Here is a 16,702-nt window from a genome sequence, read left to right on the forward strand (position 1 = left end):
GCGTCCCTACAAACCATTTGAGACAATTCATTTCCGACAGGTTCGTTTCCTATATGACTATCTTGCCTGAATTGCGTTCCTTGATGATACCGTGGCGGAAGGCATAGAGGAGCTCGGTCAGCTCGTCTATCTGGCTTTGGAGGATCTTGCCCTTGTCGGTGTCGCGCACGCGGATACGCTGCGACGTCTGCTCGACCATCTTGGTGGAGCGCACGATGTCAGTACCGCTGCGTATGGCCTCCTCCTCGGAGATGAAAGGCTCGTGCTCGACGAGCTCGAAGTTGCTGCTGTGGTAGATCAGCGTATAGCCCGCGATACCTGTGGTCTTATGGTAAGCCTTGGCAAAGCCTCCGTCGATCACCATCAGTTTACCGTTGGCACGGATCGGACTCTCGCCCTTCTGCGTGCGCACCGGCACGTGGCCGTTGATGATGTGACGCTGCGTGCCCTCCACGCCAAACTCATCGAGGATCATGTCGCAGACTTCCTCGTTCTGGCGCAGGGTGTAGTAATGGCCCTTCTCCTCGCGGTGAGCTTCGGGATCTTTGATGAAATAGCGTTCGAAGGTGGTCATCTTGCTCTTGTCGAACAGGGGAGAGTCGGGCCCGCACCACAGATACCAATAATAGTCGCGCGCGTAGTCCTTCTCCTCGGCGGGTGTATCGTCGTTGAAGGCCGAGCGCAGCAGCATCCCGATCTGGTGGAACAGCTCGCGTCCGCGATACTTGCGGCCATTGACCGTCACGTCCTTCAGCGAGCCGTCGGCATTGAGCGGCATGGAGGCGTGGAAGAGGAGGTTGGAATTGTAGATGCCATACATGCAGCCGTGGCTGAAGAGGCAGGATATGTGGCGTTTGAGTCCCGTGCTGACGGTGAAGGAGTGGTGGAGCTTGGCCATCAGCTCCTTTTCCTCGGCGGTGAGGGTGTAGGGGTCGGCGGGGTCGATGGTGGGGAAGTTGGTGTCGGTCATCGGATAGACCTTGCCGTCGATCTCCACAGTGCCCTTCGAGTGGTCGATGCGGTGGAGCAGCCGGCGGTCGTCCATGGCCCATTCGGGGTGTTTCTTTGTCATAGCCCCTTCGAGCTTGAACTGTATTACGGCGATGGCCTTGTGCATCTGCGCCATCAGGCGGAGGGTCTTTTCGGGGTGCTCTGTCTGCTCGGCATCCACCTTGGGGGCGAACTCCGTGCAGGGATCGTCGGCGTAGGTCTCCATTGCCATCGTGGCGAGGGGGAGGAGGTTGATCCCGTAGCCGTCCTCAAGGGTCGTGAGGTTGGCGTAGCGGAGCGAGACGCGCACGACGTTGGCTATGCAGCAGTCGTTGCCGGCGGCCGCGCCCATCCAGAGCATGTCGTGGTTGCCCCACTGGATGTCCCAGTTGCCGTAGTGACAGAGGGTGTCCATGATCAGGTGTGCGCCCGGACCGCGGTCATAGACGTCGCCGAGGATATGGAGCTGGTCGATGCTCAGCTTCTGGATCACGTTGCACATGGCTATGATGAAGGCGTCGGCCTGACCGGTGGAGATGATGGTCTCGATGATGCGGTTGAAGTAGGCCTGCTTGTCATACTCGCCGCGCTCCTCGTGGAGCAGCTCCTCTATAATATAGGCGAACTCCTTGGGGAGTGCCTTGCGGACTTTCGAGCGGGTGTATTTCGACGATACGCTCTGACACACCTTGATGAGCTGATGGAGGGTGATGTTGTAGAAATCCTCCATGTTCTCCTCGGTGGAGCGTATGATCTGCATCTTCTCTTCGGGATAGTAGATTAGGGCGCAGAGCTGGCGGATCTCGTTCTCGCGCATGGAAGTCCCGTAGATGTCGGTCACTTTACGCTTGATGTTGCCCGATGCGTTCTTGAGTATGTGGCGGAAGGCTTCGTGCTCGCCGTGGAGGTCGGCCACGAAATGCTCCGTCCCCTTGGGGAGGTTGAGGATGGCTTCAAGATTTATGATCTCGGTGCTTGCCGAGCTTATGTCGGGAAACGTCTGGGCGAGGAGTTCGAGGATTCGGCGGTCGTTTTCGGCCTGCTCTGTCGTGACCTTGGTATCTATGGGTGACATGGTATCGAAGATTTGTTATTTCAGGCAAAATTAAAAATAAATTCCTAATTGCGGAGCATCGTGGCCCACAAAATTCGCTCCGGAGGCTTTTTGACGGCAAGAATCATAATTTTTACAAGTTTTAAGCGACTAAATTTGGGTGAGAATGTTAAAATCATTAATTTTACCACCGAATTTACAATCTTTTAACTTATTTGCCTTAAATACCTGAAACTTATAATAGTACGAATTATATGGTAAATTTTTCACTTGAAGGAAAGGTTGCCCTCGTGACAGGCGCGGCCTATGGAATCGGACTTGCAATCGCTCAGGCTTTCGCCGAGGCAGGTGCGAAAATCGTGTTTAACTGTTCACGTCAGGAAACAGTCGATCGTGGTCTCAAAGCTTACAAGGAACTTGGCATTGACGCAAAGGGCTATCTCTGCGACGTGACCGACGAGGAGGCTGTCAAAGCTATGGTCGCTGACATCGAGGCTACTGTAGGCACAATCGACATACTTGTCAACAATGCCGGTATCATCAAGCGCATCCCCATGGAGCAGATGGATGTCGAGGACTTCCGCCGCGTGGTCGATGTCGATCTCATCGCCCCCTACATCTGTGCGAAGGCCGTGATCCCCGGAATGATCAAGAAAGGCCACGGCAAGATCATCAACATCTGCTCGATGATGAGCGAGCTCGGCCGCGAGACCGTCAGCGCATACGCCGCCGCGAAGGGTGGCCTGAAGATGCTCACCCGCAATATCTGTTCGGAGTATGGCGAGCACAACATCCAGTGTAACGGTATCGGTCCGGGCTACATCGCCACCGAGCAGACCGCACCCCTCCGCGAGCTCCAGCCCGACGGCAGCCGTCACCCCTTCGATCAGTTCATCATATCCAAGACTCCCGCAGCCCGCTGGGGCACTCCGGAGGATCTCATGGGTCCCGCAGTGTTCCTCGCATCGGATGCGTCGGACTTCGTCAATGGTCACGTACTCTATGTCGATGGCGGTATCCTCGCCTATATCGGCAAGCAGCCTAAATAAAAAGTTTAAAAGTTTAAAAGTTTAAAGGTTTAGATCATGCCTTAACTGTTTGATACTATCATGGATTTTAGTTTTGAGCGACTGGTCGCTGGTGACTTCATCCCAATAGCAGAAGGTATCTACTAAGCTCTTAAACCCCTTTTAAACTCTTAAACCAAAATGAAAAGGTGCAACTAAATGGAACAAGTCTTTGCTTATATCATCTCGCTCGGAGCAGCGGTGATGATGCCCATAATCTTCCTCATACTCGGCCTCTGTATCGGCCTCGGCTTCAACAAGTCGCTGATGAGCGGCCTGAAGGTGGGCGTGGGTTTCATCGGTCTCGGCATTGTCACGGCTCTGCTCACCGACTCGATGTCTGATCCCCTCAAGACCATTACCGATCTCTATCACCTTCAGCTCAAGGTCTTCGACATGGGTTGGCCGGCAGCCGCATCCGTGGCCTACAACACTGCGGTCGGAGCTTTCATTATCCCTGTCTGCCTTGGTGTCAACATCCTGCTGCTTCTCATCAAGGGCACGCGTACGGTGAACATCGACCTCTGGAACTACTGGCACTTCGCGTTTATCGGCGGCGTGGTCTATTTCGCCACCGAATCCATCGCGTGGGGCTTCTTTGCGGCTATCATCTGCTATATCATCACCCTTGTGATTGCCGACGTGACCGCCCCCAAGTTTCAGGAGTTCTATCACGATGTCGATGGCATCAGCATCCCGCAGCCTTTCTGCGCCGGCTTCGTTCCGTTCGCATGGGGTATCAACGCCGTCCTTGACCGCATCCCCGGCATGAGCCGTCTGGAGATCGATGCCGAAGGACTCAAGAAGAAGTTCGGTATAGCCGGCGAGCCCCTCTTCCTCGGAATCATCGTGGGCATAGTCATCGGCTGCCTGCAGTTTGACTCGTGGGACGCCATCGTCAGCAACATCCCCAAGATCCTCATGCTCGGTGTCAAGATGGGAGCTGTGATGGAGCTTATCCCGCGTGTGACGGTGCTTTTCATCGAGGGTCTCAAGCCCATTTCGGAAGCTACCCGCACCATGATCGCACGTAAGTTCAAGGGTGCTGAAGGACTGTCGATCGGCATGAGCCCGGCACTTGTGATCGGCCATCCGACCACTCTCGTGGCCTCGATCATCCTTATCCCCGTCACCCTCATCATCGCGGTCATCCTGCCCGGCAACGCCTTCCTCCCGCTGGCTTCGCTCGCCGGAATGTTCTACATCTTCCCCTTGGTGCTCCCTTACACCAAAGGCAGTGTGCTGAAGACGCTTATCGTAGGTCTCGTGGTGCTCGTGCTCGCGCTCTATCTCGTCACATGGATGGCCCCCGACTTCACCAAGGCCGCTCACGAGGTGGCTGCAGCCCATCCCGATGACAAGGCCGTGCAAGTCCCGACAGACTTCCTCGCCGGTTCGCTCGACTTCGCCGGAAGTCCTCTCGGCGCAGCCATCTACTGGTGCATCGAAGGGTTCAAGTCGATCAGCCTCTACATCGGTGCGGCGATCCTTACGGTCTTCACCGTATGTCTCGTCTATTGGAACCGTCTGCGCATGATCCGTCTCGAACGCAACCGACCCTCATCAAGCCACATTACAGATTAAAAAAGAATCGACACATCCCTTTTATGAAAAAAATATTAACAGCAATAGCCCTCATGGGCATTTCACTTTCAGCCATGGCACAGACCGACTATTCAATCCTCCGTGCATGTCACCCCGACGACGTGAAGCATTATGACACCAAGCAGCTCCGCTCACACTTCATGATGCCCAAGGTCATGGAAGAGAATAAGATCAACCTTACCTATTCGATGTATGACCGCCTCATCTACGGCGGCGTGATCCCCGTCGGGAAGGAAATCGTGCTTGAGACCATCGATCCCCTCAAGGCCAACTACTTCCTCGAACGCCGCGAGCTCGGTGTGATCAACGTCGGTGGCGACGGCATCGTGACCGTCGATGGCAAGGAGTATGAGCTCCACTTCAAGGATGCTCTCTATGTCGGCCGCGGCAAGCAGAACGTCACCTTCCGCAGCAAGGACAACGCTAACCCTGCCAAGTTCTACCTCAACTCGACTCCCGCCCACAAGGAGTACAAGACACAGCTCATCACCATCGACGGCCGCAAGGGCTCTATCAAGGCCAACTCGTTCGCTGCCGGAAAGATGGAGGAGAGCAACGACCGCGTGATCAATCAGCTCATCGTGTCCAACGTGCTCGAAGAAGGCCCCTGCCAGCTTCAGATGGGTCTCACCGAGCTCAAGCCCGGTAGCGTATGGAACACAATGCCCGCCCATACTCACGACCGTCGCGTCGAGGCTTACTTCTATTTCAACGTCCCCGAAGGCAACGCTATCTGCCACTTCATGGGCGAGCCGCAGGAGAACCGCGTCATCTGGCTTCACAACGAACAGGCCGTGATGTCGCCCGAATGGTCCATCCACGCAGCCGCAGGTACGTCAAACTACATGTTCATCTGGGGCATGGGAGGCGAGAACCTCGACTATGGCGACATGGACAAGGTGACATATCTCGAAATGCGGTAACCCTCTTTCTCCATTCATCATAATAACATCAACAATCGATTTTTAACCAACTTATAATCACAATCTATCATGAAAGTCGTTACTTTAGGCGAAATTATGCTTCGTCTTTCACCCGAAGGGTGTCATCGTTTTGTGCAGGTCGATAACTTCGACGTAATCTGGGGTGGCGGTGAGGCCAACGTAGCTGTCAGCTGTGCCAACTACGGTCTTGACGCATACTTCGTGTCAAAACTTCCCAAGCACGAGATCGGTCAGGCTGCTGTCAATGCCCTCCGTCGTTACGGTGTCCACACCGAGCACATCGCACGTGGCGGTGACCGCGTAGGCATCTACTACTGCGAGACCGGTGCTTCAATGCGTCCCTCAAAGGTTATCTATGACCGCGCTCACTCTGCCATCTCTGAGGCTGATCCCGAAGATTTCGACTTCGACGCTATCATGGAAGGTGCTGACTGGTTCCACTGGAGCGGCATCACTCCCGCCATCAGCGACAAGGCTGCCGAACTTACCCGTCTTGCCTGCGAGGCTGCAAAGCGTCACGGCGTGACCGTTTCAGTTGACCTCAACTTCCGCAAGAAACTCTGGACAAAGGAGAAGGCTCAGTCAATCATGCGTCCCCTCATGCAGTATGTCGATGTATGTATCGGCAACGAGGAAGATGCAGAACTCTGCCTCGGCTTCAAGCCTGATGCCGACGTTGAAGGCGGCGAGACCAACGCCGAGGGCTACAAGGGCATCTTCAAGGCTATGGCCAAGGAGTTTGACTTCAAGTATGTGATCTCAACCCTCCGTGAATCATTCTCCGCTACTCACAACGGCTGGAAGGCCATGATCTACAACGGCGAGGAGTTCTACGAGTCAAAGCGTTACGACATCAACCCGATCATCGACCGTGTAGGTGGCGGCGACTCATTCTCAGGCGGTATCATCTACGGCCTTCTCACCATGCCCAATCAGGGTGAGGCTCTCGAATTTGCCGTTGCAGCATCTGCCCTCAAGCAGACCATCCCCGGTGACTTCAACCTCGTTACCGTAGAGGAAGTGAAGGCCCTCGCAGGCGGTAGCGCAAACGGCCGCGTGCAGCGTTAAGCCTGTCGGTCCGGATATTTGTCTCAACGCCTTGTCTCAACTATTATCTCACTCCCGCGCTTTGCCGTGAGATGAGATTCTGAGACAGTCCGCAGGGAATGAGATTTTGAGATTTCCTTTCCGTCGGTGAGACTTTGAGACACTGTAATCAAAAAAAATCTCAATGACTTTATGATCGCCCTCCGTATGTTTTTTCAGAAATGTATAGAGGGCGATTCTTGTCATTGAGCATCATCTCGAAAGTCGCGTCGGCAAGCGCGGCTGCTCCAAAGCCGGAATATCAATATAGGGAATATAGGGCGGATTTTTATCACGGATTTTTGCCGGTTTGGATAATTTTGGATAATAGGGAAAATTTGAGTAATTTTGCAAGTCTAAAAATAAAGGAAACAACATGGGATTCTTCAATTTCTTCTCACGCGAAAAGAAAGAGACTCTTGACAAGGGTCTTGAAAAAACACAACGTGGCCTCTTCGACCGTCTGTCGCACGCCATTGCGGGCAAATCGACCATCGATGATGAAGTGCTCGACAATCTGGAGGAGGTTTTCGTGACTTCCGATGTCGGCGTCGATACCACGCTGCGCATCATTGACCGCATTCAGAAGCGTGTGGCGAGAGACAAGTATGTCGGCTCGTCGGAGCTCAACCGTCTGCTCTGCGAGGAAATCGCCGATATGCTCGCCGAGAAGAGCGAGGAGTCCTCGATGGATGATTTCACCGTCCCCGCCTCTCATCATCCCCACGTCATCATGGTGGTCGGTGTCAACGGTGTAGGAAAGACCACCACCATCGGCAAGATGGCCGCCCAGTTCAAGAAAGCCGGCAATAAGGTGGTGCTCGGCGCAGCCGATACATTCCGTGCGGCCGCCATCGAGCAGCTTGAGGAGTGGGGCAGGCGTGCGGGTGTGCCCGTCATCAAGCAGAAGCTTGGTGCCGATCCCGCCTCTGTGGCATTTGACACGCTCCAGAGTGCAATTGCGAGCAATGCCGACGTGGTGATCATCGATACCGCCGGACGTCTCCACAACAAGAAGGGACTGATGGACGAGCTCACAAAGGTTAAGAACGTGATGCAGAAACTCGTCCCGGAAGCTCCCCATGAAGTCCTCCTCGTCCTCGACGGCTCGACAGGACAGAACGCCTTCGAACAGGCCAAGCAGTTCGTGGCCGCTACGCAGGTCAACGAGCTCGCGATCACCAAGCTCGACGGCACAGCCAAGGGTGGGGTGGTCATCGGCATCAGTGACCAGTTCAAGATCCCTGTCAAGTACATCGGTCTCGGCGAGGGAATCGAGGATCTTCAGGTGTTCCACCGTAAAGAATTTGTCCAGTCACTTTTCGGTGAGAAGTAGGGTTGAGAAGCCTCTCAGACGAAAAGTAAGAGCATATTACAATCACACAACACGGCCGTAATCAAGGCCAGCTGATCAATAATGCAAAAGAAAATTGCAGTCATAACGCTTGGTTGCTCGAAAAACCTCGTGGATTCGGAGCGTCTGATGAAGATGCTCGCCGATGTCGGCTATGAAGTGACCGACGCTGCCTCGGAGGAGTTCATCGACAGCGAAGGCGAGAAAATAGTGGTGGTCAACACCTGCGGCTTCATCGGCGATGCCAAAGAGGAATCCGTCAACGAGATCCTCGGATGGTGCGAGGCCAAGAACGAGGGCGCGATCGATGCACTCTACGTGATGGGTTGCCTCTCGCAGCGTTACTCCGAGGAACTTCCGGCCGAGATTCCGGAAGTGGATAAGTGGTATGGAAAGACCGATTGGGCAGGGCTCGTCAGCGAGCTTGCGCACCGTGCGCCCGGAAGTGCTCCCTACGACCGCATCCTCACCACTCCGCGCCATCATGCCTATCTGAAGATAGCCGAAGGCTGTAACCGCTTCTGCTCCTTCTGTGCTATCCCGCTCATCACCGGCCGCTACAAATCCCGCCCCGTGGAGGAAATTGTGGCGGAAGTCCGTATGCTCGTCGGCCGTGGAGTCAGGGAGTTCAACGTCATAGCGCAGGATCTCACCAATTACGGCAAAGATCTTTACGGGAAGGTCGAGATCGCGCGCCTGATCGACGAGATAGCAGCCGTCGAGGGTGTGGAGTGGATACGTCTCCACTACGCCTATCCCAAGGACTTCCCGATGGAGCTCCTCGACGTTATGGCACGTCATGACAATGTCTGCAAATACCTCGACATAGCCCTCCAGCACGTGTCAGACCCCGTGCTTGCCAATATGCGCCGCCACATCACCGGCAACGAGACCCGCGCACTTCTCGCGGAGATCCGCCGCAGAGTCCCCGGCATCCACATACGCACCACGCTCATGGTCGGTTTCCCCGGCGAGGGCGAGGCCGAATTTGCCGAGCTGATGGACTTCGTGAAGGAGCAGCGGTTCGAGCGCATGGGTGCGTTCGCCTATTGCGAGGAGGAGGACACCTTTGGAGCGAAGAATTTCACCGACGATATTCCCGACGACGTAAAGCAGTCAAGGCTCGAACGCCTCATGGCCGCGCAGGAGGAAATCTCATTGGCCATTCAGGAATCAAAGGTCGGACAGACGCTCCGGGTGGTCATCGACCGCGAGGAACCGGAATTTTACATCGGCCGCACCGAGTTCGACTCTCCCGAAGTCGATCCGGAAGTATTGATCAAAAAGACCATGCCGCTGGAGCGTGGCGAATTTTACAATGTCAGAATCACCTCGGCACTCCCGTTTGAACTGATGGCTGAGCCGGTTAGCGATAAAGTCTCATGAAGATACCCGGACTGACGAGAGACGCTGTCAACGCCTGTCTGCTGCACCGCATCCCTTTTGCTCTGTTTGCCCTTCCCGGCAGGGATGATTTCCGTTTCCAAGCTTCCCCGGTCGGGAAGTCGGGGCGTTCGGAGGCATTTGCCGACCCGGAAGCGGACTGCTTTTTCATCAACTTCTTTGACAACGACGAGCCTTACACCGCCGGAGTCCCCTTCACGATGGATGAGGAAGCCCTGCTAAACTACTGTGACGGAGAAATCGCTCCGCAGCCCTCTGCCGAGATCCGTCCGCGCATTTCACCCACCTTCCGTGTCAGCTACCACGACGCTTTCGCCCGTATCATCCCCCGCTTGAAGGTCGAGGGGGGCAAGGTGGTGCTTTCGCGCCATCGGACCATCCTTACCTATAAATCGCCCGTGGATGTGGCCGAAGAATTTTTCTCGCTGACCGACACTACTTTCCGCTATCTTGCCTACACGCCTGAAACCGGCCTTTGGATCGGATCGACCCCTGAACTCCTGCTTGAAAGCGACAGCCTCTCGCGCGAAGTCCGCACGATGGCTCTTGCGGGGACACGTCAGGCCGATGACGACACGCCGTGGGACGACAAGAACATCTACGAGCAGGCGATCGTCACCGATTTCATTGCCGAGACATTGAAGAAAGAGGGTCTTGACGTGAGCATCGACGACATTTCCGAACGCAAGTTTATAAACATCAAGCATCTATGCACCGAGATCACCGCCCGTGGGGCTGACGATATCCCCGCGCTGCTTTCGGAGCTAAGCCCGACTCCGGCAGTGGCAGGCCATCCGCGCGAGACAGCACTTGAGGAGATCAGCCGCTACGAGACTCACCGCCGCAACTGCTACGGCGGCTATGTCGGTGTCAGGATCGGGGGCGACTATCATGCATACGTCAATCTCCGCTGCTGCTTCATGGCCTCGGTGTTATATAAAGGTGGTGGACGCGAATGGCTGTGCAATCTCTACGCCGGAGGAGGCATAGTCGCCGCCTCAAGGGAGGAGGACGAATGGAACGAGACCGGAGCTAAGACTGAGGCACTCGCCACCATCCTTCTCGGCAAGGACGGCGGGAAAGGCATCGAAGGCTCGGCCGTCAATTCCTCGACAGTCCGCTTCAACGATACTCCTATCCCTTTTTAGATCCGGGTAAGTAAATTTGTCAAATCCACCACTCATCAGCTACTCCTCCACTGCTTTAAAGAAACATAAATAGAATGAAGAAAGGTTCACCCACGCTCATCATAGTCATAGCCGTAGTCCTTGTGGCTATAATGTCGCTGCTGCCGCTCTCGAAGTGGACAGGTGGGCGCGTCAAGGATTTCAGCCTTATCAGTGACATTGTCAAGGAGGCGGCCATCATGCAGGAAAATGCCTCCGGTGAGGGCAGTGAGGAGATTGATCCCGCGCTCCTTCAGGCCGAGCAGGAAAATGAGACCGGTGAGACGAGTGAGACGAGACTGAGATCCGGCCTTAACGGTGAGATTGAGACTGAGACAGCCGATCGGCACATCGACACCATCATCTCGCCCGTCAGGCCATCGCGTGTCGGTGACCTCGTGCGTGTCGAGGACTACACCACGGCTTCCACAGGCTTTGCCAATCTCAGGGCCGCTATCGGTAGCGGGAAGCTTGCCCGTATAGCCGTCGTGGGCGACAGTTATATCGAAGGCGACATCTTCACGCAGGATCTCCGCGCACTGTTTCAGGACACCTACGGAGGTGAAGGCGTCGGTTATGTCAACATGCACACCGACTTCCCCGGTTTCCGCCGTTCGGTCAAGCAGAGCGGGTCGGGGTGGAAGACATTCATGGCCAACAAGAAGGCCGAGCGCAGATATATCGACATCGCCGAGCAGTATGCCGTTCCGTCAGGCACAGCTACATCGGTCTATGAGGGGACGAAGCAGAACTCCCACACCGCATCGTGGTCACGCTCCCAATTTCTGTTTATTTCACCCGACGATATCACAATCAGTGTTAAAACTGACGATTCAGAGTGGGAAGAGCGCAATATTGTGGGCTCACCGTCCGTTCAATCACTGGAGATTACCGGTCAGGTATCCCGCTTCGGCATAAAGACATCGGCAGCCTCGCTTATCGGACTTGGCGTATGGCTCGACGGAGTGTCGGGCGTCAGCGTCGATTGTATGTCGTCGAGAGGCTTTTCGGGCATAACCCTTAAAAAAGTCAGTCCCGAACTCTCCCATGAGATGTCCCGCTTCGTTGACTATGATCTCATAATCCTCGAATTCGGCATCAATGCCATGAGTGCCAAGCAGAAGAACTACAGCAACTACTGCACCCACATGGTCGAGGTCATCAACCATATCCGTCTCTGCTATCCGCAGGCCGACATCATGCTGATGGGTGTCGGTGACAGAGGGCAGAAGATAGGATCGCAGGTTAAGTCTATGCCCACCGGCCAAGCCATGATCAGCGCACAGCGTGATGCTGCCCGCCGTGCCCACTGCCTGTTCTGGGACACTCGTGAGGCAATGGGCGGAGAGGACGCCGTGGTTCAGTGGAGCTCCTCCGGTCTGATCAACAAGGACTATATCCACCTTACCCATAAGGGTGGGGCACGGTTGGCCCGTGAACTGTTTAATGCTATTCAAAAAGACTTGCAATGAGATTCTACCATAAATTCATTCTCCTCATGGCCGCTTGCGGTCTTTCCGCGCCGCTGATCGGACAGATACGTGTCCCTGATCAGGTGGTCGAGGAGACCGATGAGGACGGCGATGACAACGATCGTGCCGTAAGGGAAGGCATCGTCGTCATCCCTGATGAGGCCGATGACATCGACATTCCTATCCCGCGCTTCATCAAGACCGCCGCCAACCATATCATCCTGAATGGTGCCGACTGGGGTAAATTGCGCAAGGCATTCGAGCAGAGCAATCAGTCTCCGGTCTCGATAGTCCACATAGGCGACAGCCATATTCAGGCCGATTTCAGCACCGCCACTGTCCGCGAGCTCCTGCAGTATGATTTCGGCAACGCCGGACGCGGCCTCATTGCCCCGTTCAAGATCTGCGGGACTAACCAGCCAACCGACTACCTGTTTCAAAGCAACAATTCGTGGAAGACGGTAAAGCTGATGAACAATTCGTGGATTCAGACCGTCGGTTTCACCGGCACATCCATCCGTCCCGCAAGCCCTACCAGCGAGATTTCCGTAGGGACGTGTGGTGAGGAGGACTACAATCCGTTCACCTCGGTCACCCTCTTCCACAACGGACGCCTTACCGTCAAGGATGTTACTGACAAGGAGGGCAACGCCATCCATTTCCGTGCCATCCCGTCGCGTGACTATACTCAGATAATCCTATCCGAGCTTCATACCGTTGTGAATGTGAAATTCACCTCTGCGGGTGACCTGACGCTCTATGGAGCCAGCCTTTCCGGTGATCGTCCCGGTGTGTTCTACCACGCCATCGGAAACAACGGTGCCACCTATGACTCCTATAACCGCATCGGGACAGTCGGTCTGGGCATAACTCCTCTGCAGCCTAATCTGGTGATAGTCTCGTTGGGCACTAACGAGGCGTTTGGCCGACAGGACATTCTCGGATTCAAAAACTCTATCCACACACTTGTCGGCAACATCCGCAGGGCCAATCCGGACGCGCTCGTGCTTCTTACCACCCCTATGGAATGTCACCGCAGCGTGGTCACTACAAGCAAGAAGCGCGTCAAGAGGAAAGGCAAGAAGGGCTACCGGACGGTCACGACCCACAACAAGACCTACGCCGTTAACCCCAACATCGCCCCTCTGCGCAAAGCCATACTGGACTACGGAAAGTCCAACGGTATCGCCGTCTATGACTGGTATGAGGTGGCAGGCGGTGCAGGCGCGAGCACCTCGTGGATAAGTTCAGATCTATTTGCCAAGGATCGTGTCCATCACAGCCGTCAGGGCTACAGTCTCAACGGCCGTCTGCTCTACGACGCCCTTATGGATGCCGTCCGGAATCCTGAGCTTGCAGCAGAAGCTGCCGAATGACCTCTCTTTCCATCATGGGACACATAAATAAAAACATAGTCAAACTTCTCATTATCTTAATTTAAAATTGGAAGCCTTAACCGAATTTTTCAGCGGACTTGCATCAAGGTTCACAGCCATGCTTGAATCGGTCAGCATCGATGTCGATAAGATAGCCGACATCCTGCGCTATGATCCGACGCAGCCTTTGCTGTTCAACACGGGACTTTTCATGCTGCTTTTTGCAGTCTTCATGGTCCTCTTCTGGATGGTCAGAGGGGTGAGGGTGCTGAAGATGACCCTTGTCATTCTGTTCTCGCTTTATTTCTACTATAAATCTTCCGGTCTCTGCTGTCTGATCCTCCTCGGAGTCTGTGTCAGCGACTATCTTCTCGGCCTGTTGATGCAACGGGCTTCTGATCGCGGCAACGTAGGGGTCAAGCGGTTGATCGTGGCGGTCAATGTGCTTGTTAACGTCGGGATGCTTGCCTACTTCAAGTATTTCAAGCTTATCATCGACACGCTGTCTGACTTCATGACGCTCGACATAAGTGTGGAGTCGCTTCTCCTCCCTGCCGGTATCTCCTTTTTCACTTTCCGGTCCATCAGCTACATCGTCGATCTGTACAGAGGTGAGATCCGTGCGTGCCGCAACCTGTTCAACTACATTTTCTTCCTGACCTTCTTTCCGCCCCTCCTTGCCGGTCCGGTGGTCAGAGCCAAGCAATTCATGCCGCAGATCGAAGCCAATCCTGTTGCGACCAAGGCCATGACCTCCGAGGGTATCTATCTCATCATTCTCGGCCTTATTAAAAAGGTGGTGATCGCGGACTTCATCAGCGGTAATTTCGTGGATCGAGTCTTTGATAATCCTTCGCTTTACAGCGGATTCGAGAATCTTATGGCCACGTTTGGCTTTACCGTTCAGCTCTATTGCGACTTTTCGGGCTACAGCGACATGGCCATCGGCATAGCCCTCCTGATGGGCTACCGTTTCCTTGAAAACTTCAATGCTCCCTTCAAGGCGCAGAATCCCACTGAATTCTGGCATCGCTGGCACATCTCGCTCTCGACATGGCTGCGTGACTACATCTATATTCCTCTCGGTGGCAACCGCTGTTCGCGCCCGCGGATGTACTTCAACCAGTTTGCCACTATGGTCATCGGAGGTCTGTGGCATGGAGCTTCGTGGATGTATGTGATCTGGGGTGCTATTCATGGCGGTCTGCTTGTGGTCCATAAGATGGTGCGCAGACTGTTTCCCGTTCCTGCCGCCCGTCCTGTCGTCACTGAGGCCGGCGAGGTGGTGATGGTGGCCTCCGATCCATCTTCATCATGGTTCTCGCCGCTTGTCAGGGGATTCAACATGATTCTGACCTTTGTCATCATAGCCCTGACATTCATGTTCTTCCGTGCACCCTCTATGGCCGATGTGGGCATGATGTGGCATCAGATCCTCTTTGATTTCCACTTGTCGGTAGCTCCGCAGTTCATCGAGAGTTACCTCACCATCGTGCTGCTGATCGTCGGGGCTTATCTCATCCATGTCGCGCCGTCGGCCATCACTTCCTGCCCGCGACAGCTTTTCGAGGCTGCTCCCTCGATCGTTCAGGCGATAATACTTGCAGCGGTGATCATCCTCGTCATTCAGGTTCGCCAGAGCGACATCGTCCCCTTCATATATCTGCAATATTGACACTCATTTTCGACCGCATTACTGACGGCTCTTTCCATGATCATCGGAGAGGGCCGTCAGTCATTTCATGCCCAAGGCTTTGCTGCCGCATGGATTCATTTTCAGCCATTTTAATCTCCGGAGGGTAATTTATGTAAATTTAATGGTGAATCTTTAAAAAAAATCCTTAACTTTGGCTCATATTAATCCTAAACAATTAAAATTATAATTGTCATGCTAAGACCCGAAGATCTTGAACTCCTGAAAAACAAAGGAATAAGCGAGGCTGAAGTTGAATCGCAGCTCCAACGCTTCGTGACCGGTTTCCCTTATCTGAAAATCAGTGATGCAGCCCGCGTGGGTGCAGGAATTTTCCGCCTCGACGACGAAGAAATCGCCGCTGCGCTTGACCGCTGGAAAGAATATCTCGCACATGGCGGTGAAGTCTGCAAATTTGTCCCTGCCTCCGGAGCTGCTTCCCGCATGTTCAAGGCATTGTTTGAATATGTCGATGATGGTACGGACGAGCTTAAAGAGGGCACTCCTGTGGCTCAGCTTATCGGTCAGATTGACAAGCTTCCTTTCCTTCCCGAACTCCGTGAGACCGTTGAGAAGCTCTATGGCAAGTCGCTTGACGAACTCATCGCTGCAGGTCGCAACCGCGACATTATCGCGGCTATCGTGAATCCAGAAGGCATGAACTACGGCGGTCTGCCGAAAGGTCTGCTTAAATTCCATACTTATCCCGAAGGCTCACGCACTCCGATCGAGGAGCATCTTACCGAAGGCGCACAGACAGCCGCCAATTCCAAGGGTGTGGTGAATCTCCATTTCACAGTTTCGGCCAACCACCGCAAGCTCTTCGAGGAGAAACTCTCCGAAGTCATTCCAGAGACCGAGAAGCGCATGGGTGTGAAATTCAACGTGAGCATGAGCGAGCAGAAACCATCGACCGATACCATTGCCGTCAATCCCGACAATACTCCCTTCATCGAGGACGGTCATCTTCTGTTCCGTCCCGGTGGTCACGGCGCGCTCATTCAGAATCTCAACGACATTGAATCAGCCGTCGTGTTCATCAAGAATATCGATAATGTCGTTCCTGATTCGAAGCGTGGCGACACTGTCCGTTTCAAAGAAGTGCTCGGTGGTCTGCTCCTTCAGGTTCATGACCAGATCGAGGAAGATCTCATTGCCATTGATGAGAAGCTCTACACCGCTGACGACATCAAGCGTATGCTCGACTATCTGAACAATGTCCTCAATGTCCGCGATGCCAAGCTTGAAGGCATGGACGATGACAGCGTTGTGGCATATATCCGCGAGAAACTCAACCGCCCCCTCCGTGTCTGCGGCATGGTGCGCAACGAGGGTGAACCCGGCGGCGGTCCGTTTATCGCCTATAACCCCGACGGCTCTACTTCTCCGCAGATCCTCGAAAGCAATCAGGTCGATCCCAAGAACGAGGACTACATGAAGATGATGGCGACTGCCACCCACTTCAATCCGGCGGATCTCGTATGCTACATC

The 16,702-nt window shown here is 54.3% G+C and carries 12 protein-coding genes; 11 read left to right on the forward strand and 1 reads right to left on the reverse strand.

Translation table 11 applies throughout. From position 1 onward, the window contains the following. Positions 1-49: 49 nt before the first annotated feature. Positions 50-2,065: a fructose-1,6-bisphosphatase gene (locus K2G41_RS11590; RefSeq protein WP_300118386.1), complete on the reverse strand. Its 2,016-nt coding sequence runs from the start codon at positions 2,063-2,065 to the stop codon at positions 50-52. 233 nt (positions 2,066-2,298) lie between these two features. Between K2G41_RS11590 and K2G41_RS11595 the strand changes: the two genes are divergently transcribed. From K2G41_RS11595 to K2G41_RS11645, 11 genes are all read left to right on the forward strand, one after another. Continuing rightward, positions 2,299-3,093: a gluconate 5-dehydrogenase gene (locus K2G41_RS11595; protein ID WP_300118389.1), complete on the forward strand. Its 795-nt coding sequence runs from the start codon at positions 2,299-2,301 to the stop codon at positions 3,091-3,093. A 177-nt stretch (positions 3,094-3,270) separates the two neighbouring features. After that, complete coding sequence (locus K2G41_RS11600) at positions 3,271-4,695, forward strand: PTS transporter subunit IIC (RefSeq protein WP_300118391.1); 1,425 nt, start codon at positions 3,271-3,273, stop codon at positions 4,693-4,695. A 23-nt stretch (positions 4,696-4,718) separates the two neighbouring features. Next, complete coding sequence (gene kduI, locus K2G41_RS11605) at positions 4,719-5,639, forward strand: 5-dehydro-4-deoxy-D-glucuronate isomerase (protein WP_300118393.1); 921 nt, start codon at positions 4,719-4,721, stop codon at positions 5,637-5,639. Positions 5,640-5,708: 69 nt separating this feature from the next. Further along, positions 5,709-6,728, forward strand: coding sequence for a sugar kinase (locus tag K2G41_RS11610; protein ID WP_300118396.1), 1,020 nt, complete (start codon positions 5,709-5,711; stop codon positions 6,726-6,728). Positions 6,729-7,122: 394 nt separating this feature from the next. Continuing rightward, complete coding sequence (gene ftsY / locus K2G41_RS11615; RefSeq protein WP_300118399.1) at positions 7,123-8,082, forward strand: signal recognition particle-docking protein FtsY; 960 nt, start codon at positions 7,123-7,125, stop codon at positions 8,080-8,082. A gap of 78 nt (positions 8,083-8,160) precedes the next feature. Next, the gene (gene rimO / locus K2G41_RS11620; RefSeq protein ID WP_300118419.1) at positions 8,161-9,486 is read left to right on the forward strand and encodes a 30S ribosomal protein S12 methylthiotransferase RimO; all 1,326 of its coding nucleotides are present in this window, start codon (positions 8,161-8,163) and stop codon (positions 9,484-9,486) included. Then, positions 9,483-10,652: a chorismate-binding protein gene (locus K2G41_RS11625; RefSeq protein WP_300118402.1), complete on the forward strand. Its 1,170-nt coding sequence runs from the start codon at positions 9,483-9,485 to the stop codon at positions 10,650-10,652. Before rimO ends, K2G41_RS11625 begins: the two co-directional genes overlap by 4 nt. 74 nt (positions 10,653-10,726) lie before the next feature. After that, positions 10,727-12,142 (forward strand): hypothetical protein, encoded by a 1,416-nt coding sequence (locus K2G41_RS11630; RefSeq protein WP_300118405.1) that lies wholly within the window; start codon positions 10,727-10,729, stop codon positions 12,140-12,142. Further along, positions 12,139-13,518: a GDSL-type esterase/lipase family protein gene (locus K2G41_RS11635; RefSeq protein ID WP_300118407.1), complete on the forward strand. Its 1,380-nt coding sequence runs from the start codon at positions 12,139-12,141 to the stop codon at positions 13,516-13,518. The genes K2G41_RS11630 and K2G41_RS11635 overlap by 4 nt, the downstream gene beginning before the upstream one ends. Positions 13,519-13,585: 67 nt before the next feature. After that, complete coding sequence (locus K2G41_RS11640; RefSeq protein ID WP_300118410.1) at positions 13,586-15,193, forward strand: MBOAT family O-acyltransferase; 1,608 nt, start codon at positions 13,586-13,588, stop codon at positions 15,191-15,193. A 213-nt stretch (positions 15,194-15,406) separates the two neighbouring features. Further along, positions 15,407-16,702 (forward strand): DUF4301 family protein (locus tag K2G41_RS11645; protein ID WP_300118413.1); only part of this gene is annotated, 1,296 nt, incomplete at its 3' end.

This window comes from Duncaniella sp., from assembly GCF_029056165.1.
In the GTDB taxonomy this organism is placed as follows: domain Bacteria; phylum Bacteroidota; class Bacteroidia; order Bacteroidales; family Muribaculaceae; genus Duncaniella.

Coding starts and splice junctions, on each gene's coding strand:
- ftsY (WP_300118399.1), top strand. CDS start 7,123: ATGGGATTCTTCAATTTCTTCTCACGCGAAAAGAAAGAGACTCTTGAC.
- K2G41_RS11590 (WP_300118386.1), bottom strand. CDS start 2,065: ATGTCACCCATAGATACCAAGGTCACGACAGAGCAGGCCGAAAACGAC.
- K2G41_RS11600 (WP_300118391.1), top strand. CDS start 3,271: ATGGAACAAGTCTTTGCTTATATCATCTCGCTCGGAGCAGCGGTGATG.
- K2G41_RS11635 (WP_300118407.1), top strand. CDS start 12,139: ATGAGATTCTACCATAAATTCATTCTCCTCATGGCCGCTTGCGGTCTT.
- K2G41_RS11630 (WP_300118405.1), top strand. CDS start 10,727: ATGAAGAAAGGTTCACCCACGCTCATCATAGTCATAGCCGTAGTCCTT.
- K2G41_RS11595 (WP_300118389.1), top strand. CDS start 2,299: ATGGTAAATTTTTCACTTGAAGGAAAGGTTGCCCTCGTGACAGGCGCG.
- kduI (WP_300118393.1), top strand. CDS start 4,719: ATGAAAAAAATATTAACAGCAATAGCCCTCATGGGCATTTCACTTTCA.
- K2G41_RS11625 (WP_300118402.1), top strand. CDS start 9,483: ATGAAGATACCCGGACTGACGAGAGACGCTGTCAACGCCTGTCTGCTG.
- K2G41_RS11610 (WP_300118396.1), top strand. CDS start 5,709: ATGAAAGTCGTTACTTTAGGCGAAATTATGCTTCGTCTTTCACCCGAA.